Origin of the sequence: Streptomyces sp. ASQP_92 (assembly GCF_025399895.1) — a bacterium.
Lineage (GTDB): Bacteria > Actinomycetota > Actinomycetes > Streptomycetales > Streptomycetaceae > Streptomyces.
In genome coordinates this window covers 93,417-113,632 of record NZ_JAODUA010000010.1, presented here as the reverse complement: position 1 = coordinate 113,632, position 20,216 = coordinate 93,417, and the positions used below count along the sequence as shown (strand labels likewise).

Annotated in this window: 21 protein-coding genes; 14 read left to right on the top strand and 7 right to left on the bottom strand. The window is 71.1% G+C overall.

Annotated elements, in window-relative coordinates; all coding sequences use genetic code 11:
• Positions 1-24 precede the first annotated feature (24 nt).
• From N4G70_RS21755 to N4G70_RS21740, 4 genes are all read left to right on the top strand, one after another.
• Positions 25-267 carry a hypothetical protein gene (locus tag N4G70_RS21755; RefSeq protein WP_120721301.1) on the top strand — a complete coding sequence of 81 codons (243 nt, stop codon included), beginning with the start codon at positions 25-27 and terminating at the stop codon, positions 265-267.
• Entirely contained in the window at positions 239-763 is a 525-nt protein-coding gene (locus N4G70_RS21750) for a DUF6879 family protein (RefSeq protein ID WP_120721302.1), read from the top strand. Before N4G70_RS21755 ends, N4G70_RS21750 begins: the two co-directional genes overlap by 29 nt.
• 15 nt (positions 764-778) lie before the next feature.
• Positions 779-1,627, top strand: coding sequence for a helix-turn-helix transcriptional regulator (locus N4G70_RS21745; RefSeq protein ID WP_261714350.1), 849 nt, complete (start codon positions 779-781; stop codon positions 1,625-1,627).
• A 95-nt stretch (positions 1,628-1,722) separates the two neighbouring features.
• Complete coding sequence (locus N4G70_RS21740; RefSeq protein ID WP_261714349.1) at positions 1,723-1,941, top strand: hypothetical protein; 219 nt, start codon at positions 1,723-1,725, stop codon at positions 1,939-1,941.
• Positions 1,942-1,994: 53 nt separating this feature from the next.
• Here N4G70_RS21740 and N4G70_RS21735 read toward each other — a convergent pair whose 3' ends face one another.
• The 4 genes from N4G70_RS21735 to N4G70_RS21720 form a co-directional block, all read right to left on the bottom strand.
• Positions 1,995-4,226: an AAA family ATPase gene (locus N4G70_RS21735; protein WP_261714348.1), complete on the bottom strand. Its 2,232-nt coding sequence runs from the start codon at positions 4,224-4,226 to the stop codon at positions 1,995-1,997.
• A gap of 160 nt (positions 4,227-4,386) precedes the next feature.
• Positions 4,387-4,719: a thioredoxin gene (gene trxA, locus N4G70_RS21730; protein WP_315904279.1), complete on the bottom strand. Its 333-nt coding sequence runs from the start codon at positions 4,717-4,719 to the stop codon at positions 4,387-4,389.
• Complete coding sequence (locus N4G70_RS21725; RefSeq protein WP_261714347.1) at positions 4,716-5,153, bottom strand: MerR family transcriptional regulator; 438 nt, start codon at positions 5,151-5,153, stop codon at positions 4,716-4,718. The genes trxA and N4G70_RS21725 overlap by 4 nt, the downstream gene beginning before the upstream one ends.
• A gap of 115 nt (positions 5,154-5,268) precedes the next feature.
• Positions 5,269-5,799 (bottom strand): Lrp/AsnC family transcriptional regulator, encoded by a 531-nt coding sequence (locus tag N4G70_RS21720; RefSeq protein ID WP_261714346.1) that lies wholly within the window; start codon positions 5,797-5,799, stop codon positions 5,269-5,271.
• Positions 5,800-5,877: 78 nt separating this feature from the next.
• Between N4G70_RS21720 and N4G70_RS21715 the strand changes: the two genes are divergently transcribed.
• Both N4G70_RS21715 and N4G70_RS21710 read left to right on the top strand, forming a co-directional pair.
• Positions 5,878-6,786: an NAD-dependent epimerase/dehydratase family protein gene (locus N4G70_RS21715; RefSeq protein WP_261714345.1), complete on the top strand. Its 909-nt coding sequence runs from the start codon at positions 5,878-5,880 to the stop codon at positions 6,784-6,786.
• 1 nt (position 6,787) lies between these two features.
• Positions 6,788-7,654 (top strand): aldo/keto reductase, encoded by an 867-nt coding sequence (locus N4G70_RS21710; protein WP_261714344.1) that lies wholly within the window; start codon positions 6,788-6,790, stop codon positions 7,652-7,654.
• A 9-nt stretch (positions 7,655-7,663) separates the two neighbouring features.
• Here the strand turns inward: N4G70_RS21710 and N4G70_RS21705 are convergent, their stop codons facing one another.
• Complete coding sequence (locus tag N4G70_RS21705) at positions 7,664-9,334, bottom strand: MFS transporter (RefSeq protein ID WP_261714343.1); 1,671 nt, start codon at positions 9,332-9,334, stop codon at positions 7,664-7,666.
• 214 nt (positions 9,335-9,548) lie between these two features.
• Between N4G70_RS21705 and N4G70_RS21700 the strand changes: the two genes are divergently transcribed.
• Together N4G70_RS21700 and N4G70_RS21695 are read left to right on the top strand one after the other, a co-directional pair.
• Positions 9,549-10,112 (top strand): TetR/AcrR family transcriptional regulator, encoded by a 564-nt coding sequence (locus tag N4G70_RS21700; RefSeq protein ID WP_261714462.1) that lies wholly within the window; start codon positions 9,549-9,551, stop codon positions 10,110-10,112.
• Positions 10,113-10,350: 238 nt separating this feature from the next.
• Positions 10,351-10,803, top strand: a complete 453-nt coding sequence (locus N4G70_RS21695) for a phospholipase (protein WP_261714342.1) — start codon at positions 10,351-10,353, stop codon at positions 10,801-10,803.
• A gap of 107 nt (positions 10,804-10,910) precedes the next feature.
• Here the strand turns inward: N4G70_RS21695 and N4G70_RS21690 are convergent, their stop codons facing one another.
• The gene (locus N4G70_RS21690) at positions 10,911-12,296 is read right to left on the bottom strand and encodes a cation:dicarboxylate symporter family transporter (protein ID WP_261714341.1); all 1,386 of its coding nucleotides are present in this window, start codon (positions 12,294-12,296) and stop codon (positions 10,911-10,913) included.
• Positions 12,297-12,433: 137 nt separating this feature from the next.
• On the opposite strand from N4G70_RS21690, the gene N4G70_RS21685 reads away from it, so the two are divergent.
• The 6 genes from N4G70_RS21685 to N4G70_RS21660 all read left to right on the top strand — a co-directional run bounded on the left by N4G70_RS21685 (position 12,434) and on the right by N4G70_RS21660 (position 18,734).
• Entirely contained in the window at positions 12,434-14,032 is a 1,599-nt protein-coding gene (locus N4G70_RS21685; RefSeq protein ID WP_261714340.1) for an ATP-binding protein, read from the top strand.
• Positions 14,029-14,715 (top strand): response regulator, encoded by a 687-nt coding sequence (locus tag N4G70_RS21680; RefSeq protein WP_261714339.1) that lies wholly within the window; start codon positions 14,029-14,031, stop codon positions 14,713-14,715. The genes N4G70_RS21685 and N4G70_RS21680 overlap by 4 nt, the downstream gene beginning before the upstream one ends.
• 112 nt (positions 14,716-14,827) lie before the next feature.
• Positions 14,828-16,198 (top strand): extracellular solute-binding protein, encoded by a 1,371-nt coding sequence (locus N4G70_RS21675; protein ID WP_399036338.1) that lies wholly within the window; start codon positions 14,828-14,830, stop codon positions 16,196-16,198.
• Positions 16,195-17,091: a carbohydrate ABC transporter permease gene (locus N4G70_RS21670; protein WP_261714338.1), complete on the top strand. Its 897-nt coding sequence runs from the start codon at positions 16,195-16,197 to the stop codon at positions 17,089-17,091. The genes N4G70_RS21675 and N4G70_RS21670 overlap by 4 nt, the downstream gene beginning before the upstream one ends.
• Positions 17,088-17,936 (top strand): carbohydrate ABC transporter permease, encoded by an 849-nt coding sequence (locus N4G70_RS21665; protein WP_261714337.1) that lies wholly within the window; start codon positions 17,088-17,090, stop codon positions 17,934-17,936. Before N4G70_RS21670 ends, N4G70_RS21665 begins: the two co-directional genes overlap by 4 nt.
• Before the next feature lie 123 nt (positions 17,937-18,059).
• Entirely contained in the window at positions 18,060-18,734 is a 675-nt protein-coding gene (locus tag N4G70_RS21660) for a helix-turn-helix transcriptional regulator (protein ID WP_261714336.1), read from the top strand.
• Between the two features lie 395 nt (positions 18,735-19,129).
• Here the strand turns inward: N4G70_RS21660 and N4G70_RS21655 are convergent, their stop codons facing one another.
• A complete protein-coding gene (locus N4G70_RS21655) occupies positions 19,130-20,155 on the bottom strand; it encodes an ATP-dependent 6-phosphofructokinase (protein ID WP_261714335.1) in 1,026 nt (341 codons plus the stop codon).
• Positions 20,156-20,216: the final 61 nt, after the last annotated feature.

The following is a 20,216-nucleotide window of genomic DNA, read 5'->3' as shown; positions in this document are numbered from 1 at the left end:
GAACCGCACCGGGCTGGAGGAGCCATGGCACTACGGTTCATCGCGAAAGATCCGAACACGGATGGGGCGAACTGTCCCACGGCGTGGGTGGACGAAGAGACCCATGAGTTGGTGTTCCAGGGCCGCACGGCTGACGAGCACACGTTGACCGAGTGCCTGGTGACCGGACCCGTTCCCGCATACGAATCGGTGGTACGGCTGCCGCTGAGCATGGTGGCCGCTATCAGGGAGGCATGTGATGTGGCGGAGCGCGCCGCCGTTCGCTGAGTTGTTGGCGGGTTGTCAGCACTCGGCCCTGCATCTTGAGATGCGGGACCACTATGACGACCCGGACGAGGCACCCCGCGTCGCGGCGTGGAAGGCGGGGCACCGTCCCGACCCGGACGACCGTGCGTCATGGTGGCGGCCGTGGCTCGACATGGTCGCTGAAACCGTCGCCCGGGGTGTTGTCATCCGGCGTGCCCGAATCGTCTCGGAACCGGTCAGCGAGTACACGAAGTACCTCTACGACGGCACGTTCACCAATGTGGCGGCCGGCGAAGAGGTTCGGTGGCTGCCCCGCCGCAAGGCCTCGGACCTGGCACTGCCCGGCAACGACTTCTGGCTGTTCGACGACCATCTCGTCAGGTTCGGCTACTTCGCGGGCGACGGGGCTTACCTGGGCGACGAGGTATCCGACGAACCCGCCGTGGCCAAGCTGTGCGCTGACGCTTTCCAGAGCGTCTGGAGCAGGGCGACGCCGCACGCCGAATACCGGGTTTGACGGCCACCACAGCACATGCCCACGTCGCCGTCCTCAAGTGTCCAGTCTGCCCGCAAGAGGGTCGCTGACCGGCTACGGGAGCTCCGCAGGGATGCGAACCTGACCGCCACCGACATCGCCGATCGCACAGGTTGGTACAAGTCCAAGGTCTCCCGCCTCGAGAACGCCGTAACGCCCCCGTCCGATGACGACATCCGAGCATGGTGCCGGGCTTGTGATGCCGACGGGCTGGCCGCGGACCTGATCGCGGCCTCCCGCTCGGCAGACAACATGTACGTCGAATGGCGACGGCTCCAACGCACCGGTTTGCGTCGGCTCCAGGAGTCGTACGTCCCCCTCTTCGAGCGCACCCGGTTGTTTCGGATCTACTGCTCCAACGTCGTTCCGGGACTGCTGCAAACGGACGGCTACGCACGTGCGTTGCTCGGATCCATCACCGCGTTCCGCGACGCCCCGAACGATGTGTCCGAAGCGGTGGCGGCCCGGCTGGACCGCTCGCGCGTGATCCGCGAAGGAAACCATCGCTTCGCCCTGCTGGTCGAAGAGGCGGCTCTCCGTCACCGCGTGGGCGACGCCGAGGCGATGGCAGGGCAGTTGGGCTACTTGCTCTCGGCCATGGCACTTCCGTCCGTGTCTCTGGGCGTGATCCCCTTCACCGCCGAACGCCGCATGTGGATGATCGAGACGTTCAGCATCTACGACGAGCAACAGGCCCAGGTCGAGCTACTGACGGCACAGGTGAACGTGACCGCGCCCTCCGAGGTCGGGCAGTACGTCAAAGCGTTCGGCGAATTCGCCAAACTCGCCGTGCACGGCGCCGAGGCCCGGTCTTTGATCACCGCCGCCATCGACGCGCTGGAGTGAACTCGTGGAACTCAGTAGAACTCACTAGGTGTTGCCGCACCCGACTTCCTACCGTGGTCGTCATCGAACCACGCGACGGGATGGGCGACACGACCATGACGGACCCACCGACCTACCCCCAACCGGCCGTCGAACTGGCCGACTTCGTCGAGGAGTACCTCTACGGCTGCTCCCCTGCCGCCGGCTGCGGGGTCTGCGCCGCGCTGGCCAAGGAGCTCGCGGCGGCGCGCGCGCAGCAGGAGCACGGCCGGGCCTATGACGCCGCCGCGGAGATCCGCAACCACCCCCACGCGCCCGCCCGCGCCGAGAGATGACAGCCCGGCCCCACCCCCCGGAGGGCTTCGGGAAGGGGCGGGGTGGGGAAAGATCAGCCCGCCAAACCCCCCAGCGCCCCCGGCAGCACTCCCGAATACAGCACCCCGAGCCGCTGCGTCGCCCGGGTCAGCGCGACGTACAGGTCGCTCACCCCGTACTCCCCGGGCTCCACGACCAGCACCGAGTCGAATTCGAGCCCCTTCGCCTGGCGGGGGTCCAGGAGGACCACCTCGCTCGTCAGGTCGGGGGCGGAGCCCCATGCCGCGCCGGGCAGGGCCGCACGGAGCGCGGGGTGCAGGGCACCCGGGGCGATCACGGCGAGGCGGCCCGCGCCGCGCCAGGACGTCGTGGCTTCCGCCACCGCCGAGGTCAGCGCGTCGGGGGCGACGTGCCGGGCCCAAGGGCGTACCCCGGTGGACCGTACGGAGCTCGGCGGCACGAAGGAGGGATCGACGGCGCGGGGAACCTCGGCCGCCACCTCCATGATCTCCGCCGGCGTGCGGTAGTTCACGCCGAGCCGGACGTGCTCCCAGTTCCCCGGCGCGACATACGGCGCCAGGATCGCGTCCCAGGATCCGACGCCCGCCGCGTCGGCGGTCTGCGCCGGGTCGCCGACCAGGGTCATCGAGCGGGTCGGGCAGCGCCGCATCAGCAGACGCCAGGCCATCGCCGAGAGCTCCTGGGCCTCGTCGACGATGATGTGGCCGAACGCCCAGGTGCGGTCGGCGGCGGCCCGTTCGGCGGCGCTGCGGTGGTCGGCCTCCTCGTGGCGCTCGGCCATCCGCTCGGCGTCGATGATGTTGTGCGCCGCGAGCACCTCGGACTCCTCGTCCTCGAACTCGTACGACTCCGATCCGGCGGAGAGGTCGAGCACGCCCTGCGCGTAGGCGATCCGCTCCTGGCGCTCGGCCTCGGCGGCGGCCCGTGCGGCACTGTCGTCCTCGCCGAGCAGTTCGGCCGCCTCGTCGAGCAGCGGTACGTCCGCCGGCGTCCAGGCGCCGCCTTCGCGCCGGATCAACTTGGCCTCGGCGTCCGGCAGATGGGTCGGCTCGGCGAGGAAGTCCGCCACGAGTTCCTGCGGCGTCAGCAGCGGCCAGAGGGTCTCGATCGCGGCGTGCACCTCCCGACTCGTCGCGATCTCCTTGCCCATCTGGGCGGCGTCGTCGGGACCGAGCAGGTTCGGGCCGCCGAAGGGGTCGGCGCCGATCCGCTCCACCAGTTGCGCGGTGAGGGCGTCGATGATGTGGAAGGCGAAGTGCGGCCGGGCCAGGTTGTGCGGGAAGCCGCTCTCCCGCGCCTTCCACCGGGCGTCCTCGGCCATCGCCCGGTCCAACTGGAGCGTGCCGTAACCGTCGTGCGGGATCTCGACGAACCGCTCGGGCACGGTCTGGCGGTCGCGTACGACCCGCGCGAGCACGTCGGCCATGTCCGCGCGGCCCTTGATCTCGGCCGCCTCGGGGGTGTCGGTGCCACTCGCGTGCACGCCGGGGAACAGCTCGGACATCGTCGACAGGAGCACCCCGGTCTCGCCGAGCGAGGGCAGTACGTCCCCGATGTAGCCGAGGAACGCCGGGTTGGGCCCGACGACGAGCACGGCCCTGCGGGCCAGCAACTCCCGGTGCTCGTACAGGAGATACGCCGCCCGGTGCAGGGCGACCACGGTCTTTCCGGTGCCGGGGCCGCCCTCCACGACGAGCACGCCGCGGTGCGGTGCGCGGATGATGCGGTCCTGCTCGGCCTGGATGGTCTGCACGATGTCGTGCATCCGGCCGGTGCGGGCCGCGTCGAGCGCGGCGAGCAGCACCTCGTCCGCGTTGGCGCCCTCGTGGCCGGTGCGCTCCGCGTCCGTCAGGTCGAGGAGTTCGTCGTGCAGCGCCGTGACGGTGCGGCCCTCGGTGCTGATGTGGCGCCTGCGGCGCAATCCCATGGGGGAATATCCGGTCGCGAGATAGAAGGGGCGGGCGACATCGGCGCGCCAGTCGACCACCAGCGGGGTGCGTTCCCGATCATTCCTGCGGATTCCGATGCGTCCCACGTGATGCGTCGTACCGTCGCGGAAATCGAGCCGGCCGAAACACAGTCCGTTCTCTCCCGCGTTCAGGGCGGCGAGCAGGCCGGACTGCTCGGCCACCAGCACATCGCGCTCAAGGCGCGCTTGTTGACCGGTCCCGACCTGCGCCAACGCCACCCGCGCCGAGCCCTCCGCCTCGTCGCGCAGCTCGTCGAGGCGGGCGTAGAGACCGGTGATGAATTGCTGTTCCTTCCGGAATTCCTCGGTTGACAATTCCACTCCTGACGCGGTACAGTGTTTCCATAAGGCTTCTTCGTGGCTTGCGTTCATTCGGAGACACGAAACACCTAATATACGCAAGGGAATGCCCCGGATGTCAATTCATCCGGGGCATTCCTTTTTCGTTCCCGCGTCCGCGCGTCCGCGGGAACGGTCAGATCACGTCTTCCAGCTCCTGCAACAGCCGCCGCTTCGGCCGCGCGCCCACCATCGACTTCACGGGCTCGCCCGCACGGAAGACCATCAGGGTGGGCATCGACAGGACGCCGTACTTCGCGGTCGTCTCCGGGTTGGTGTCCACGTCGATCTGGACGATCTTCAGCCTGTCCGCCTCCTCCGCCGCCACGGCGCTCAGCACGGGCGCGATCTGCCGGCACGGCGGGCACCAGTCGGCCGTGAACTCCACCAGGACCGGAAGCCCGGCCTCCATCACTTCCGCGCGGAAGGTCGCGTCGGTGACCTCGTCCACGCCTGCTGCCTTGATCATTGCGTCGTCTCCTCGGTGTGGGGCGGGGTCGGCGGACTCAACTCGCAGAGCGGCTCCGGGCCGCCCGGAACCTGCGCCGCGGCCAGCACTTCGGCCCGGGCCAGCTCCTCGCCGACCTGGGCGCGTACGGCGGTGAGTTCACCGATGAGCGCGTCGAGCTCGGTCAGCTTGCGGCGGTACACGGCGAGCGACGCGGGACAGGTGTCCCCGGCCGGGTGGCCGGCCCGCAGACACTCCACGAACGGCCGGGTCTCCTCCAGCTCGAACCCGAAGTCCTGAAGGGTCCTGATCTGCTGGAGCAGGCGCAGATCGTTCTCGTCGTACGTGCGGTAGCCGTTGTCGGTGCGCCGCGCGGCCAGCAGGCCGCGCGACTCGTAGTACCGAAGCGTGCGGGTGGTCGTCCCGGCCCGCGCCGCGAGTTCGCCGATGCGCATGACAAGGACGGTAATCCTTGCCGCCGACGTCAAGGCAAGCGCGACGGCATGCGAGATGCCCGGCGGAAGGAGGGGCTTGCGGGCCCGGGCGCGCGCAGGCGCGACGCCGGCCCGCTCACCCGCGCGACGGTGGCAGCAGCGGCTTGCCCTCCCGGCCGCCGACCGGCGAGGAGAGCACGATCGACGTCGTCGTGCGGCCCAGCGCCGAGGTCTGCTCCAGGATCTCCTCCAGGTGGATGGTGTCGGCCACCGCCACCTTGATGATCCAGCAGTCCTCGCCCACCACGTGGTGCACCTCGACGACCTCCGGCCGGTCCATCAGCTCCAGGGTCCTGGGGTGCTTCAGGTTGTAGCCGCCGTGCGGGCTGACCCGGATGAACGCCTGGATGCCGTAGCCGAGCCGGGCCGGATCGACCCGCGCCCCGTACCCCGTGATCGCGCCGCTCGCCTCCAGCCGGCGCAGCCGCTCCGTGACCGCGGCGGGGCTCAGCCGGACCCGCCGGCCCAGTTCGCTGAGCTTGATCCGGCCCTCCCGCTGGACGACGTCGAGCAACTGCCGATCCAGCGAATCGAAGCCCCCTGACGAATCGTTGGCCGCGGTGCGCGAATGCCGTGGTTCTTTTGGTACGGCGGCGAGATCTCCCATGTTTCCCCCTTCAGTCCCAGGGCCGTCAACGTAACACTGGTACCCGGGAAAACCGCAGGTGGGAAGGGGATTGAGGACATGCGCGAGGTTCTGGTCATCGGGGGCAACCGCTACTTCGGGAAGCGGCTCATCGCCCGGCTGCTCGCGGCCGGCGACCGGGTCACGGTCCTCAACCGCGGCTCCACGCCACCCCCACCGGGGGCCGGCCAGTTGATCGCCGACCGCGACGACGAGGCGTCCTTGGCGGCGGCCGTCGGCGGGCGCACCTTCGACGTCGTCGTCGACCAGGTCTGCTACACCCCGCGCCAGGCGGCGATCGCCCGCCGCGTCTTCACCGGCCGCACGGCCCGCTACGTCATGACGTCGACGGTCGAGGTGTACGAGTACGAGGACGTCCTCGCCGAGCCGCTCGGCGAGGACGTCCTCGACCCCGCCAGGGTGGTCGTCACGCCCGAACTCCCCTGGCAGGACCCCGAGTTCGTGGCAGCACACTACGGCGAGGGCAAGCGTCAGGCGGAGGCGGTGTTCGCCGCGGGGCCGCCCTTCCCGCACGTCGTGGTGCGGGTGGCCCATGTGCTGGGCGGCGCCGACGACTTCACCGGCCGCCTCGCCCACTACGCGGACCGGATCCGTGCGGGCGAGCCCATCGCGGTGGCCGTGCCGAACCGCCCGGCCACCTACATCGACGTCGAGGAGATCGCCGACTTCCTGTTCTGGGTGACCCGTCAGGACTTCACCGGCCCGGTCAACGCCGCCTCGCACGGGCCACTGGGCACCGAGGACATCGTGGCGGCGGTCGTCGCCGCGCTGGGCGGCGAGTGGCCGGCCGTTACCTACCAGCCGGTGGAGGTCGGCGCGGTCTCACCGTTCTCGTTCGCCCGCGCGTACCCGATGGCCACCACCCGCGCCGAGTCGCTCGGCTTCGTCTTCTCGCACACCAAGGACTGGCTGACGCGTGCCGTCGCCGAAACGCTGGGGGTCAACTGACATGCGGTACCGCACACTTGGGCCTTTCGAGGTCGGCGCGATCGGGTACGGCGCGATGCCGCTGTCGATCGAGGGGCGTCCGGACGAGGCGCGGGCGCTGGCCACCGTGCACGCCGCGCTGGACGCGGGGATCACCCTCATCGACACCGCGGACTCCTACTACGCGCCGGGCGGCGAGCCCGGCCACAACGAGCTGCTGATCGCGCGCGCCCTCGCCTCCTACGGCGGCCCCACCGACCACGTCCTGGTCGCCACCAAGGGCGGCCGCGGGCGCACCGACGACGGCGGCTGGACGGTCGACGGCGACCCGGGCCACTTGCGGCGGGCGGCCGAGGCGTCCGCGCGCCGGCTCGGCGGTGGGGCGATCGGCCTCTACCAGTTGCACAAGCCCGACCCGGCGGTGCCGTTCGCCGAGTCCGTGGGCGCGCTCGCGGAGCTGGCCGACGAGGGGACGATCCGCACGGTGGGCCTCTCCAACGTGGACACCGACCAGATACGGGAAGCCCGGAAGATCCTGGGTGACCGTCTGGTCTGCGTCCAGAACCGCTATTCGCCCGCCGTCACCGACAGCGAGCCGGAGCTGGGGCTCTGCGCGGAGCTCGGCCTGGCGTTCCTGCCCTGGAGCCCGCTGGGCGGAATCTCGCGCAGCGCGCTCGAAGGGCCGGGCGGCCCGGCGCCCGAGACCGCCTTCCACACCGTGGCGAGGGAGCGCGGGGTCAGCCCCCAACAGACCGTGCTGGCCTGGCTGTTGAGCCGGTCGCCGGTGGTGCTGCCGATCCCGGGAGCGAGCCGCCCCGCGTCGGTACGGGACTCGGCGGGCGCGGCCGATCTCGTACTGAGCGGGGCGGAGTTGGCGTTGCTGCCCTGAGGCGCGGGGTCAGACCGAGAGGCTCTCGCGCTCCTCGGCGGCCTCGCTCCCCTGCTCCTCGCCCTTGCCGCGACGGGGCAGGAGCACGGCGACCAGGACGGTTCCGACACCCAGGATCACCGCGCCGACCAGGCTGGTGCGGGCCACCGCGTCGGAGAAGGCGGAGCCCACCGCGTGGCTCATCTGCTGGGCGCCCGCGGCGAGTTGCTCGGCCTGCGCCTTGAGCTGGGCCGCCTGCTGCGGGTTGCCGGCGTGCAGGGCCTGGGCGCCGAGCTGCTTGGCCTGCTCGCCGATGCCCTGGGCGACGGCGTATCCGGCGCCGACGGAGTCCTGGGCGGTACTGAGCGCGGAGGGGGGCAGCTTCGTCCCGGCGGTGGCGTCCGCGAGGTGTGAGGAGTACGACTTGGCGAGGACCGAGCCGAGGATGGCGATGCCGAGCGAGCCGCCGAGTTCGAGGGAGGTGTCGTTGACGGCGCCGCCGACGCCGAGCTCGGCCTCGGGGAAGGCGCCCATGATCGCGTCGGTGCAGGGCGAGAGGGCGAGCCCGATGGCCACGCCGAGGATGATCAGCGGGGCGAGGAAGTCGCCGTAACCGGAACCGGAGTCGACCCGGGTGAGCAGCGCGAGCGCGACGGTTCCGGCGACCATGCCCGCGGTGACGGTGACCTTCATGCCGAGCCGCGGCGTGAGGAACCCGGTCAGGGCGGAGCCCACGAAGACCGCGCCGGCCAGCGGCAGCATGCGGATGCCGGTCTCCAGCGGGGTGTAGCCGAGCACGAACTGAAGGTGCTGGGTGAGGTAGTAGAACGCGCCGAACACCGCGAGGAAGAACAGCGCGACGGCGAGCAGCGAGCCGGAGAACATGCGGTGCGCGAAGCGGCGGACGTTCAGGACGGGCCGCGGGTGGCGCAGCTCCCACAGCACGAAGACCACGAAGCCGAGGCCCGCGACGACGGCGGCGCCGATCGCCTTGGCGTCCCAGCCGAAGTGCGGACCCTGGATGATCATGTAGACCAGCGCGCCGACGGAGACGACCGAGAGCAGCCCGCCGACGTAGTCGATGCGGTCGTGGTGGGCGGCCTTCGACGGCGGTACGAGGACGAACGCGCCGACGACCGCGAGCAGCGCGATCGGCACGTTGATGAGGAACGTCGAGGCCCAGCCGTGGTTCTCCAGGAGGGCGCCCGCCACCAGCGGACCCGCGGCGATGGCGATTCCGGCGGTCGCGGTCCACAGCAGGATCGCCTTGGCGCGCTCCGCGCGCGGGAACGTCGAGGCCAGCAGCGACAGCGTCGCGGGCATGATCAGCGCGGCGCCGACGCCCATGACGGCGCGGGAGGCTATGACGCCCGTCGAGCTGTCGACGAGCGAGCCGGCCACCGAGGCGCCCGCGAAGACGAGCAGGCCGAGCACGAGCGCGCCGCGCCGGCTGTACTTGTCGCCGATCGCACCGAGCAGCAGCATCAGGGCGGCGTACGGAACGGTGTAGCCGTCGATGACCCACTGGAGGTCGGAGCTGCTGAGCCCGAGGTCCTTGGTCATGTCGGGGGCGGCGACGGTGAGGGCGGTGTTCGCCATCACGATGATGAGCAGGCTGAGGCAGAGCACGAGCAGTGCCCACCAGCGCCGCCGATAGGGCGCCTGCATCTTCTCGACGGGCTCCTTGATGACGAGACCCACGGTGTCTCACCCTTCCTGTGCCTTGCTTCCCCCGGGATCTGGTGTCCACGGGGGCACTGCTCCCCTGTCGGGGAAGATCTACTTGCACATCGTTGTGCAATTACACACCGCTGTGCAATTTACGCCGGTGCACGCCACTGTGCAAAATGGGGTCGTGACTGCCACCCCTGCCGCCCCCTCGGGGGGCCGCGCCGACGCGAATCGCCGCCGCATCATGGAGGTGGCCTTCGCCGAGCTGCTCCGCGACCCGGACGCGTCGATGGACCAGATCGCCCGGGCGGCGGGTGTCGTACGGCGCACGGTGTACGGGCACTTCCCCAGCCGGGACGCGCTGATCGCGGCGCTGGTGGACGAGGCGGCGGAGACCGTCGCGGACGCGCACCGCGAGGGGCGCGAAGGCGTCGTGGATCCGGCCGAGGCGCTGGCGCGGGCCACCCTCGCGGTCTGGGAGATCGCCGACCGCTACCGGCTCCTCGTCGCCCTGGCCCAGCGCAGCGTCACCATGGCGGGCATCAAGCTGCGCCTCGCCCCGGTCCGCAAGGAGTGCGTGGATCTGCTCCAACTCGGCCTGACCCAGGGGGTGTTCACCTCTCCCCTGCCACCAACGGCCCTCGCCTATGTGCACGAACAGTCCCTGTTCGGCCTGATGGAGGCGGTCAACGAGGGCGCGCTGCCCGCGTCGGAGGCGGGCCGCTCGGCCGCGACGACCCTGCTGCTCTCGGCGGGCGTCCCGGCGGACCGTACGGCCGCCATCGTGGCAGCGGCGCTGGCGCGGTAGCGGCGCGGACGCAGGACCGCGGAGGTCCACGTGGGTGTTGCGGGCGATGCGAGGGAGCCCCGCCAACCCCGGATGGCGAAGGGGCTCCCGCCACCCGGGGCTTTTCCGCCCCGTGGCGAGGACGGGCGGCCGCACCACTCCCCCGTCTTTCAGGCTCAAGTGAATCTGTAGCGCCCGCGTAGTCCGTGCGGCCAGAGTGACGGCACGTCAACTGCCCCTCTCCCCACGGAGTTTCAGGATGCGCTGTCGTACCGCCCTGAGCATGACCGCGACCGCGACCCTCGCGCTCGCCGCCCTCGCCACCGCCCCGGCCCAGGCCGCCCCGGCCGACAAGCCGCAGGTGCTCGCCTCGTTCACGCAGACCAGCGCGACCAGCTCGAACGCGTTCCAGGCCGCCCGCAACGACCAGTCCCGCTGGTCCGCCTACGCCTTCGACTGGTCGACGGACTACTGCTCGAAGTCCCCCGACAACCCCTTCGGCTTCCCCTTCAAACCGTCCTGCGCCCGCCACGACTTCGGCTACCGCAACTACAAGGCGGCGGGCCAGTTCCCCGCCAACAAGGCCCGCATCGACAGCGCCCTGTACGAGGACCTCAAGCGGGTCTGCAACGCGTACGGCACCGCGAAGAAGGCGTCCTGCAACGCGACGGCGTGGACGTACTACCAGGCGGTGAAGGCGCTGGGCGACTGAGGAACGGCGCGGGGCCCGTGTTCGGCGGCGCGGTCCTGCCGCCGAACACGGGCCCTCCTCGGGGCGGGCTCGCGCCGCGCGGGACGCGCGCCCGCGCCGTCATGCTCTCAACCCGCGGCCACAGCGGGCTGGTTGGGCACGTCGCGCTGCTCCGGCACCTCCACCTCGCCCGCCGTCAGCATGCTCTCGTCGAACGGGAGCCGGCCCGCGAGGACCTCTGTGACCCGGGACTTGTCGATCTCCTTCGTCCAGGTGCCGACGAGCACACAGGCGACCGCGTTGCCCGCGAAGTTGGTCAGCGCCCGTGCCTCGCTCATGAAGCGGTCGATGCCGACGATCAGCCCGACGCCGTCGACCAGTTCGGGTCGGTGCGACTGGAGGCCGCCCGCCAGGGTGGCCAGGCCCGCCCCCGTGACGCCCGCCGCGCCCTTCGAGGCGATGATCATGAAGAGGAGCAGCGAGATCTGCTCGCTCGCGGACAGCGGCTTGCCCATCGCGTTCGCGATGAACAAGGAGGACATCGTCAGATAGATCGCGGTGCCGTCCAGGTTGAAGGAGTAGCCCGTCGGCACGGTGATGCCCGCCACCGAGCGGCTCACGCCGAGGTGTTCCATCTTCGCGATGAGCCTCGGCAGCGCCGACTCCGAGGAGGACGTGGACAGGATCAGCAGGAACTCCCTGGCCAGGTACTTCAGGAGGCTGAAGATGTTGACGCCGGTCATCAGGCGCAGGATCGCGCCGAGCACCAGGAACACGAACAGGGCGCAGGTGATGTAGAAACCGATCATGATGACGGCCAGCGCCTTGAGGGCGTCCAGGCCGGTCTCGCCGACCACCCCCGCGATCGCGCCGAACGCGCCGATGGGCGCCACCCACATCACCATGGCGAGCATCCGGAAGACGAGTCGCTGGATGTGCTCGACGCCGCGCAGCACGGGCTGTCCCGCCGAGCCGAGCGCCTGGAGCGCGAAGCCCGCGAGCAGGGCGATCAGGAGGGTCTGGAGCACCTGGCCCTCGGTGAAGGCGGACACCATGGTCTTGGGGATGATGCCGAGCAGGAAGTCCGCCGTGGACTCGCTCGCGCCCGCGGCCTGCTTGGCCCCGGCGTGGCGTGCGGCCTCCGTGAGGTGCAGACCCGAGCCGGGCTCCAGGATGTTGCCGACCACGAGGCCGATGGCGAGGGCCACGGTCGACATGACGAGGAAGTAGCCGAGCGCGAGGCCGCCGACGGCGCCGACCTTGGCGGCCTTACGCACCGAGCCGACGCCCAGCACGATGGTGCAGAAGATGATGGGCGAGATCATCATCTTGATCAGGTTCACGAAGCCGGTGCCGATCGGCTTCAGCTCGACGGCGACTCCGGGCGCCGCGAACCCCACGACGATGCCGAGTATCACCGCGCCGATCACGGCCAGATACAGGTAGTGGGTGCGGTTGGCGCCCCGGCCCTTGGGGCCCTGGGGGCGTTCCGGGCGGGCGACTGGCTCTGCCACGGGGATCCTCCTCGGTAGCGGCTGCGGGAGTGCCCCGGTGGCCGATTCAGCGATCCCCGCGACTATCCAGCACGCTGTGACGCCGGTCACCGTTACGTGCATTTCGTTCATACAGATCCAGCCAGCACACTTACCGGATGCGTCTTCCCGGACCCCGCTCCCTCGCCGGCCAGCTCTTCGCCATGCAGGTGGTCCTGGTCGCCGCGATCGTGGCGGGGTGCGCCCTGTTCTCGTACCTCACCGACCGCCACCAGGCCGAAGAGACGGCCCGGCGGCAGGCGGTCGCGACCGCCACCTCCGTCGCCGCCTCGCCCGCGGTGATCGCCGCGGCCCGCGGCGCCGACCCCACGGCCGCCCTCCAGCCGTACACGGAGACCCTGCGCACCACCACCGGAGTCGACTTCGTCGTGGTCATGGGGCCGGACGGCACCCGCTGGACGCACCCGGTGCCCGGTGAGATCGGCAAGACCTACCTCGGCGACATCGCCCCCGCGCTGCGCGGGCGGACGTTCACCGAGACCCACATGGGAGTGCTCGGCCCTTCCGTACGGGTCGTGGCGCCGGTGCGCGACCCCGATGATCATGGCCGGATCACCGCGCTCGTCAGCGCGGGCATCACCATCGACCGGATCAGCGAGCAGGTGCACAAGCAGCTGGTGGCCCTGGCCGCCATGGCGGCCGGCGCGCTCGCGCTCGGCGGGCTCGGCACCTACGTGATCAACGCGCGTCTGCGCCGCCACACCCACGGCATGAACGCCGCCGAGCTGAGCCGGATGCACGACTACCACCAGGCCACCCTGCACGCCGTGCGCGAGGGCCTGCTGATGCTCGACGGGCAGCGGAGGATCGCGCTCATCAACGACGGGGGGCGCGAGCTGCTCGGGCTCGGCGAGGACGCGGTGGGCCGGTCGGTCGCCGAACTCGGCCTGCCCATCGCCCTCGCCGGGGCGCTGCTCGCCTCCGAGCCCCGGGTGGACGAGGTGCACATGACCGCCGACCGGATCGTCGTCCTGAACAGCCGGCCGGTCTCCTCCGGCGGTCGGCGCGGCACCGTGGTGACCCTGCGCGACCACACCGAACTCCAGGCGCTCTCGGGCGAGTTGGACTCCGAGCGCGGTTTCACCCAAGCGCTGCGGGCCCAGGCGCACGAGGCCGCGAACCGGCTGCACACGGTGGTCTCGCTGATCGAGCTGGGCCGTGTCGAGGACGCCGTCGAGTTCGCCACCGCCGAACTGGAGCTGGCTCAGGCGCTCACCGACCAGGTGGTCACGGCGGTCGGCGAACCGGTGCTCGCCGCGCTGCTGCTCGGCAAGGCGGCGCAGGCCAACGAGCACGGCGTGGAGCTGGTCCTCACCGAGGGCAGCGCGATCGGCGACGGCCTGCTCACGGACACCCTGCCCGCCCGCGACCTGGTCACCATCCTCGGCAACCTCCTGGACAACGCGGTGGACGCCGCGCAGGGCAGCGCGGTCGCCGAGGTCGCCGTCACCCTCACCACCGAGGACGGGCAGCTCCTGGTGCGGGTCGCCGACAGTGGGCCCGGCGTCGATCCGGCCGCCGCGGAGGCCGTGTTCGAGCGGGGCTGGTCGACCAAGAGCCCCGGGCGCGGTCTCGGCCTGGCGCTGGTCCGGCTCGCCGCCGCACGGCACGGCGGCACCATCGCGCTGGCCCAAAGCCCTTACGGTGGCGCCGAGTTCACCGTCCGGCTGCCCATCGAGCAGGGAGTGCGCGCATGATCAGGGTGCTGGTCGTCGAGGACGATCCGGTCGCCGCCGAGGCGCACCGGCTCTATGTGGGCCGGGTGCCCGGCTTCACCGCCGTCGCGGTGGCCCACTCGCGGGCCGAGGCGCTGCGCGCCCTGGAGCGCACCGAGGTGAACCTCCTGCTGCTCGACCTGTATCTGCCGGACGGCCACGGGCTCCAGCTCGTACGGTCGCTGCGTGCGGCCGGGCACAGCGCCGACGTGGTGGCGGTGACCTCGGCCCGGGATCTGACGATGGTGCGCGAGGGGGTGTCGCTCGGGGTGGTGCAGTACGTCCTGAAGCCGTTCACCTTCCCCACCCTGCGCGACCGTCTCGTGCGGTACGCCGAGTTCCGGGCGACGGCCGGGGAGGCGAGCGGGCAGGAGGAGGTGGACCGGGCGCTGGCGGCGCTGCGCGCCCCGCAGCCCTCCGCGCTCCCCAAGGGCCTGAGCGCGCCCACCCTTCAGGCGGTCACCCGGACCTTGCGCGAGACGCCCCGGGGTGTGACGGCGGCGGAGGCGGGCCTCGCGGTCGGTATCTCGCGCATCACCGCCCGCCGCTACCTGGAGCACCTGGTCGCCTCCGGCCGCGCCGAACGCACCCCCCAGTACGGCCAGATCGGCCGCCCCGAGTTGCAGTACCGCTGGCTCAACTCGCCGCGCACTCACGGAAGTTGACGGGCTTCGGGACGCACGGACGCGGGGTTGACCCGGTCACCGGGCGCGTTTACGTTCACCGGGCAGCCAAGGGTGGCCGTGGCCGCCCGCCCGGCGACAGGAGGTCGTGCCCGTGCGCCCCACCGCCCCCGCCCCCCGGTCCCGCCCGATCCGGCCCGGACGCCGGTTCTCCCTGATCCTCGCCGCGAGCCTCATGGCCGGGGCGCTCGCCGGGTGCGGCGGCTCGGCGGGCGATCCCGACACCGTGAAGGTCGCGTACAACCGCTCGACCGACAACAAGATCCGCTTCAAGGACGCGTTCCTGGAGTCGGTCCGCGAGCAGTTCGAGCAGGCGCACCCGGGCAAGAAGGTGCGGCTGGTCCCGATCCAGGCCGCCGACAACGACTACGCGGCCAAGGTCCAGCAGATGATGCGCTCCCCGAAGACCGCCCCCGACCTGGTGTACGAGGACACGTTCCGCGTCAACTCCGACATCGCCGCCGGCTATCTGCGCCCCCTCGACGACCAGCTGTCCCGGTGGGACCTGTGGGGCCGGTTCGCCGAGACCGCCAAGGCCGCGGCCAGGGCCGAGGACGGCAGGACGTACGGGGTGCCGGACGGCACCGACACCCGGGGCCTGTGGTTCAACAAGGAGATCTTCGCGAAGGCGGGCCTGCCGACGAACTGGCAGCCCAGGAACTGGGCGGAGGTTCTGGACGCCGCCCGCAGCGTGCGCCGGAAAGTCCCCGGCGTCATCCCGCTCAACGTCTACACGGGCAAGGCGGCCGGCGAGGCGGCGGCCATGCAGGGCTTCGAGATGCTGCTGTACGGGACCGGCGCGAACCCGCTGTACGACACGGCGGCCAAGAAGTGGGTGACGGGTTCGCGGGGCTTCCGGGACGCCCTCGACTTCGTACGGACGGTGTACGCGGAGAAGCTCGGGCCCGACCCCTCCGACGCCCTCGACCCCAACGTGGGCACCCGCCTCGCGACCGACTGGATGCCCAACGGCAAGCTGGCGATCGCCCTCGACGGCTCCTGGCTCGGCCAGAACTGGATCGACAAGGGGCCCAAGGAGTGGCCGGCCTGGTCGACCGTGCTCGGCCGGGCCGCGATGCCCACGCAGTACGGCCAGGCGCCCGGCAAGGTCTCCCTGTCGGGCGGCTGGACCTGGGCGGTCCCCGCGAAGGCGGCCCACCCCGACCTCGCCTTCGACTTCGTCAAGACGTTGCAGACGAAGGAGAACGCCGTGCGGTGGGACATCGCGGACGCCCAGATCGCGGTCCGCCAGGACGTGGCGGCCGACCCCGCCTATCTGCGCTCCGTGCCGGGCATCGCCTTCTTCACGGGCCTGGTCCCCTTCACCCACTACCGACCCGCGCTCCCCGACTATCCCCAGGTCTCCACGGCGATCGGGGAGGCGATGGAGTCGGTGACGACAGGCGGCTCGACGGACTCGGCGGCCCACGCCTACGACGATCAGCTCGCCTCGCTCACCCGGTGAGCGCCGTCCCGTCCGCACCGGCCGCGCCCGGCAGGCGCCGCGTCCGTGCGGTGCGCTGGCTGCCGATCGCGCCCGCCACCCTGCTCCTGCTGCTCTTCCTCGCCGGGCCGATCGGCTACTGCGGCTACCTCGCCTTCACCGACATGCGCCTGACCGGGTCCTCCACGGTGGACTTCGTCGGTCTCGCGAACTTCCGGCGGGCCTTCGCCGATCCCGCGTTCCGCAACGCGGTATGGCTCACGCTGGTGTTCACCGTGCTGTCCGCGCTGCTCGGCCAGAACACGCTGGGCCTGGCCCTCGCCGCGCTGATGCGGCGGGCCTCGCGCCCGGTGCGGACGGTGACCGGAGCGCTGGTGATCACGGCCTGGGTGCTGCCGGAGATCGTGGCCGCCTTCCTGCTGTACGCCTTCTTCCGGCGCGAGGGCACCCTGAACGCGATCCTCGTCCAGCTCCATCTCCCCACCCAGAACTGGCTGTTCACGTTGCCGATCCTCGCCGTGTCGTTCGCGAACGTGTGGCGCGGCACCGCGTTCTCGATGCTGATCTACTCGGCGGCGCTCGCCGAGATCCCGCGGGACGTCGAGGAGGCCGCGGAGGTCGACGGGGCGAGCGGGGCGCGCCGGTTCTGGCACATCACGCTGCCGATGATCCGCCGTTCCATCGGCACCAGCCTGATGCTCAACACCCTCCAGACGCTGTCCGTCTTCGGGCTGATCTGGGCGATGACCCGGGGCGGTCCGGGCGACCGCAGCCAGACGCTGCCGGTGTACATGTACGACCAGGCGTTCCTGAAGAGCCTGATCGGCTACGGCACGGCGGTCGCGCTGCTGCTGCTCCTGGTCGGCTCGCTGTTCTCGGTGGTCTATCTGCGGCTGCTCGAGGTGGAGGTGTGAGGGCGGTGCCGGCCCGCCGGACGCGCCGCCGTGCCCGGCGCCGGCTCGCCGCCGACGCGGCCCTGCTCGTGGTGGCGGCGGCCTTCGCGGTGCCGCTGCTCTGGCTGCTGCTCGCCTCCCTCGACAGCGAGGCCGATCTGCGGGTACGGGTGCCGAGCTCGGCGAGCCTGGACAACTTCTCGGCCGTCCTCACGCCCGACATCACGTACACCCCGATGCTCAACAGCCTGGTGCTGTGCGGGAGTTCGACCTTGCTCACGGTGGTGTGCGCGACGCTCGCGGCCTATCCGCTCTCGCGCCACCGCTCCCGCCTGGCCCGCCCGTATCTGCTGACGGTCCTGTTCACCACGTGTCTGCCGATCACCGCGGTGATGGTGCCGGTGTACGGGCTCTTCGTGCGGGTCGACCTCGTCGACACGACGTACGGCACGGCGTTGTTCCTGGCCACCGCCCAACTCCCGTTCGCCATCTGGCTGATGAAGAACTTCATGGACGGGGTGCCGATCGCCTTGGAGGAGGCCGCCTGGACGGACGGCGCGTCGATGCCGCAGACGCTGGTGCGGGTGGTGCTGCCGTTGATGGGTCCCGGGGCGGCCGTCGTAACGATCTACACCTTCATCATGCTGTGGGGGAACTTCTTCGTCCCCTTCATGCTGCTGCTCACCCCCGACAAGCTCCCGGCCTCCGTCTCGATCTTCACGTTCTTCGGGAACCACGGCTCGGTGGTCTACGGCGAACTCGCCGCCTTCTCGATCCTGTACTCGACGCCGGTGCTGCTGCTGTACGTCCCTGTGGCGCGGCGGCTCGGCGGAGGTTTCGCACCGGCCGGCGCGGTGAAGGGTTAGCGTGGCGAGCGCACGCTTACCGAACCCTTAGGTAACCCGGACGCCAACAAAACCGTACTTTCCTCCAATTCACCTTCTTTGGTGGAACACACCGTAGGCAGATGTCACTTACCGTCCTACGGTGTGCGCGTGCACCCCACCCCACCCTTCAACGCCCTCGCGGCCCGCCGACTGCGAGAAGCCCTGGGCATGGCCCCCGGCCACGTCGCCTACGGCATGCGCGCCCAGTACGGCCTGCTGGTGTCACCGGACACCGTGACGGCGTGGGAGCGGGGGCTCGCGGCGCCCGAGGCGCGGGAGCTGACCGCGCTCGCCGGCGTCCTGTGGTGCTCCCCCGGCGATCTCATGGCGGCGGCCTCCACGCTGCGCGAACACCGGCTCGCGCGCGGGCTCGGCATCGAGGACATGGCCCGCCGGGTCGGGCTCGACGCCGGGGCGTACCGGCGCATGGAGGACGCAGGGCGCTGGCGCGGCAACGAGCGCCAGTCGGCGGCGCTCGCCGATCTGCTCCAGTTGCCGCTGCGCGACTATGTGACGGCCACCGGCCAGAACGAGGACCTCGCGGAGCTCCTGCGCGGCGCGGTGACCACGCGCTGGCAGGCGTATGTGAAGCCGACGGCGAAGCTGCTGCCGCTCTCCCGCCAGCATCTGGAGGGGGTGCTCGACCAGCTCCACACCGAGTACCAGTCGCACATGGTCGCCACGCTCAACTGGGGCGCGGCCAACGACACGGGGGATGCGGGGCGGGACTTCCTCGACCGCATCGTGGACCGGTTCTGGGAGCTGGCGCACGGGTAGCTCCGCGGGGGGCGGGTTTGTCCGCCGCACCTTGTCCGCGGGCGCCCGGCAACTGGTCGCGCAGTTCCCCGCGCCCCTCAACCCCGTTCACGACTGCGCACCGTGGCCGCTTCTCGCGCAGTTCCCCGCGCCCCTCAACCCCGTTCACGGCTGCGGGCCGTGGTCGCTTCTCGCGCAGTTCCCCGCGCCCCTGGCAGGGTTGGTGCCGGCCCACATGGAGGCATTTCAGCCCGTCCGGCGTTTGAGGACGAGCGCCGTTCAGGCGCGAACGGGGTCTGGGGCGGAGCCCCAGGGGCCCTCGCGCTGCGGGCCGCGGTCGCTGCTCGCGCAGTTCCCCGCGCCCCTGGCGGGGTTGGTGCCGGCCCGCACGGGGCGTCTGGGCCCCCGGGGCAACGTCAGAAGACCGACTCGGCCTCGTACATGCGGGCGTCCGGGACCGTTTTGAGGCTGGTGACGGCGTCCGCCAAGGGGGCCATCACGACGTCGGTGCCGCGCAGCGCCGTCATGTTGCCGAAGGCGCCCCGGTGCACGGCCTCCACCGCGTGCCAGCCGAAGCGGGTCGCGAGCACGCGGTCGTACGCGGTCGGGACGCCGCCGCGCTGGACGTGGCCGAGGATGACCGGGCGGGCCTCCTTGCCCAGGCGCCGCTCCAGTTCGACGGCGAGCCGGTTGCCGATGCCGGCGAAGCGCTCGTGGCCGTACTGGTCGATCGCGCCGCGCTCGTACGGCATCGAACCCTCGGCGGGGTGAGCGCCCTCGGCCACGCAGATGACCGCGAACTTCTTGCCGCGCGAGAAGCGCTCCTCGACCATCTTGACCAGGTCGTCGACCTGGAAGGGCCGCTCGGGCAGACAGATGCCGTGGGCGCCGCCGGCCATGCCGGACTCCAGGGCGATCCAGCCCGCGTGCCGGCCCATGACCTCGACGACCATGACGCGCTGGTGCGACTCGGCGGTGGTCTTGAGGCGGTCGATGGCCTCGGTCGCCACGCCCACGGCGGTGTCGAAACCGAAGGTGCGGTCGGTGGCGGAGATGTCGTTGTCGATGGTCTTGGGCACGCCGACGACGGGCATGCCCGCGTCGGACAGCATCCGGGCCGCGGTGAGCGTGCCCTCGCCGCCGATCGGGATGAGCGCGTCGATGCCGTAGCGCTTCGCCAACTCGGCGCAGTTCTCGGAGGCTTCGCGCAGCCGGTCGCGCTCCAGGCGGGCCGAGCCGAGGATGGTGCCGCCGCGGGCCAGGATGCCGCTCACCGCGTTGAGGTCGAGCGGGCGGAAGTGACCGTCGAGCAGGCCCTTGAACCCGTCCTCGAATCCGATGACTTCATCGCCGTGGCCGACCACGGCTCGGTGCACGACCGACCGGATCACGGCGTTCAGGCCGGGGCAGTCGCCGCCTGCGGTGAGAACTCCGATGCGCATCGTGCTGAATCTCCTGCTTCGCCGGTCCTGGGACGTCACGCCCGTATCCCCCATAACGTGA

What these genes read in the sequence shown, in the direction of transcription:
- N4G70_RS21695 (WP_261714342.1), top strand. Translation starts at nt 10,351, where the DNA reads ATGCGCTGTCGTACCGCCCTGAGCATGACCGCGACCGCGACCCTCGCG.
- N4G70_RS21715 (WP_261714345.1), top strand. Translation starts at nt 5,878, where the DNA reads ATGCGCGAGGTTCTGGTCATCGGGGGCAACCGCTACTTCGGGAAGCGG.
- N4G70_RS21755 (WP_120721301.1), top strand. Translation starts at nt 25, where the DNA reads ATGGCACTACGGTTCATCGCGAAAGATCCGAACACGGATGGGGCGAAC.
- N4G70_RS21710 (WP_261714344.1), top strand. Translation starts at nt 6,788, where the DNA reads ATGCGGTACCGCACACTTGGGCCTTTCGAGGTCGGCGCGATCGGGTAC.
- N4G70_RS21745 (WP_261714350.1), top strand. Translation starts at nt 779, where the DNA reads ATGCCCACGTCGCCGTCCTCAAGTGTCCAGTCTGCCCGCAAGAGGGTC.
- trxA (WP_315904279.1), bottom strand. Translation starts at nt 4,719, where the DNA reads ATGATCAAGGCAGCAGGCGTGGACGAGGTCACCGACGCGACCTTCCGC.
- N4G70_RS21700 (WP_261714462.1), top strand. Translation starts at nt 9,549, where the DNA reads ATGGAGGTGGCCTTCGCCGAGCTGCTCCGCGACCCGGACGCGTCGATG.
- N4G70_RS21750 (WP_120721302.1), top strand. Translation starts at nt 239, where the DNA reads ATGTGGCGGAGCGCGCCGCCGTTCGCTGAGTTGTTGGCGGGTTGTCAG.
- N4G70_RS21720 (WP_261714346.1), bottom strand. Translation starts at nt 5,799, where the DNA reads ATGGGAGATCTCGCCGCCGTACCAAAAGAACCACGGCATTCGCGCACC.
- N4G70_RS21680 (WP_261714339.1), top strand. Translation starts at nt 14,029, where the DNA reads ATGATCAGGGTGCTGGTCGTCGAGGACGATCCGGTCGCCGCCGAGGCG.
- N4G70_RS21685 (WP_261714340.1), top strand. Translation starts at nt 12,434, where the DNA reads ATGCGTCTTCCCGGACCCCGCTCCCTCGCCGGCCAGCTCTTCGCCATG.
- N4G70_RS21655 (WP_261714335.1), bottom strand. Translation starts at nt 20,155, where the DNA reads ATGCGCATCGGAGTTCTCACCGCAGGCGGCGACTGCCCCGGCCTGAAC.
- N4G70_RS21725 (WP_261714347.1), bottom strand. Translation starts at nt 5,153, where the DNA reads ATGCGCATCGGCGAACTCGCGGCGCGGGCCGGGACGACCACCCGCACG.
- N4G70_RS21740 (WP_261714349.1), top strand. Translation starts at nt 1,723, where the DNA reads ATGACGGACCCACCGACCTACCCCCAACCGGCCGTCGAACTGGCCGAC.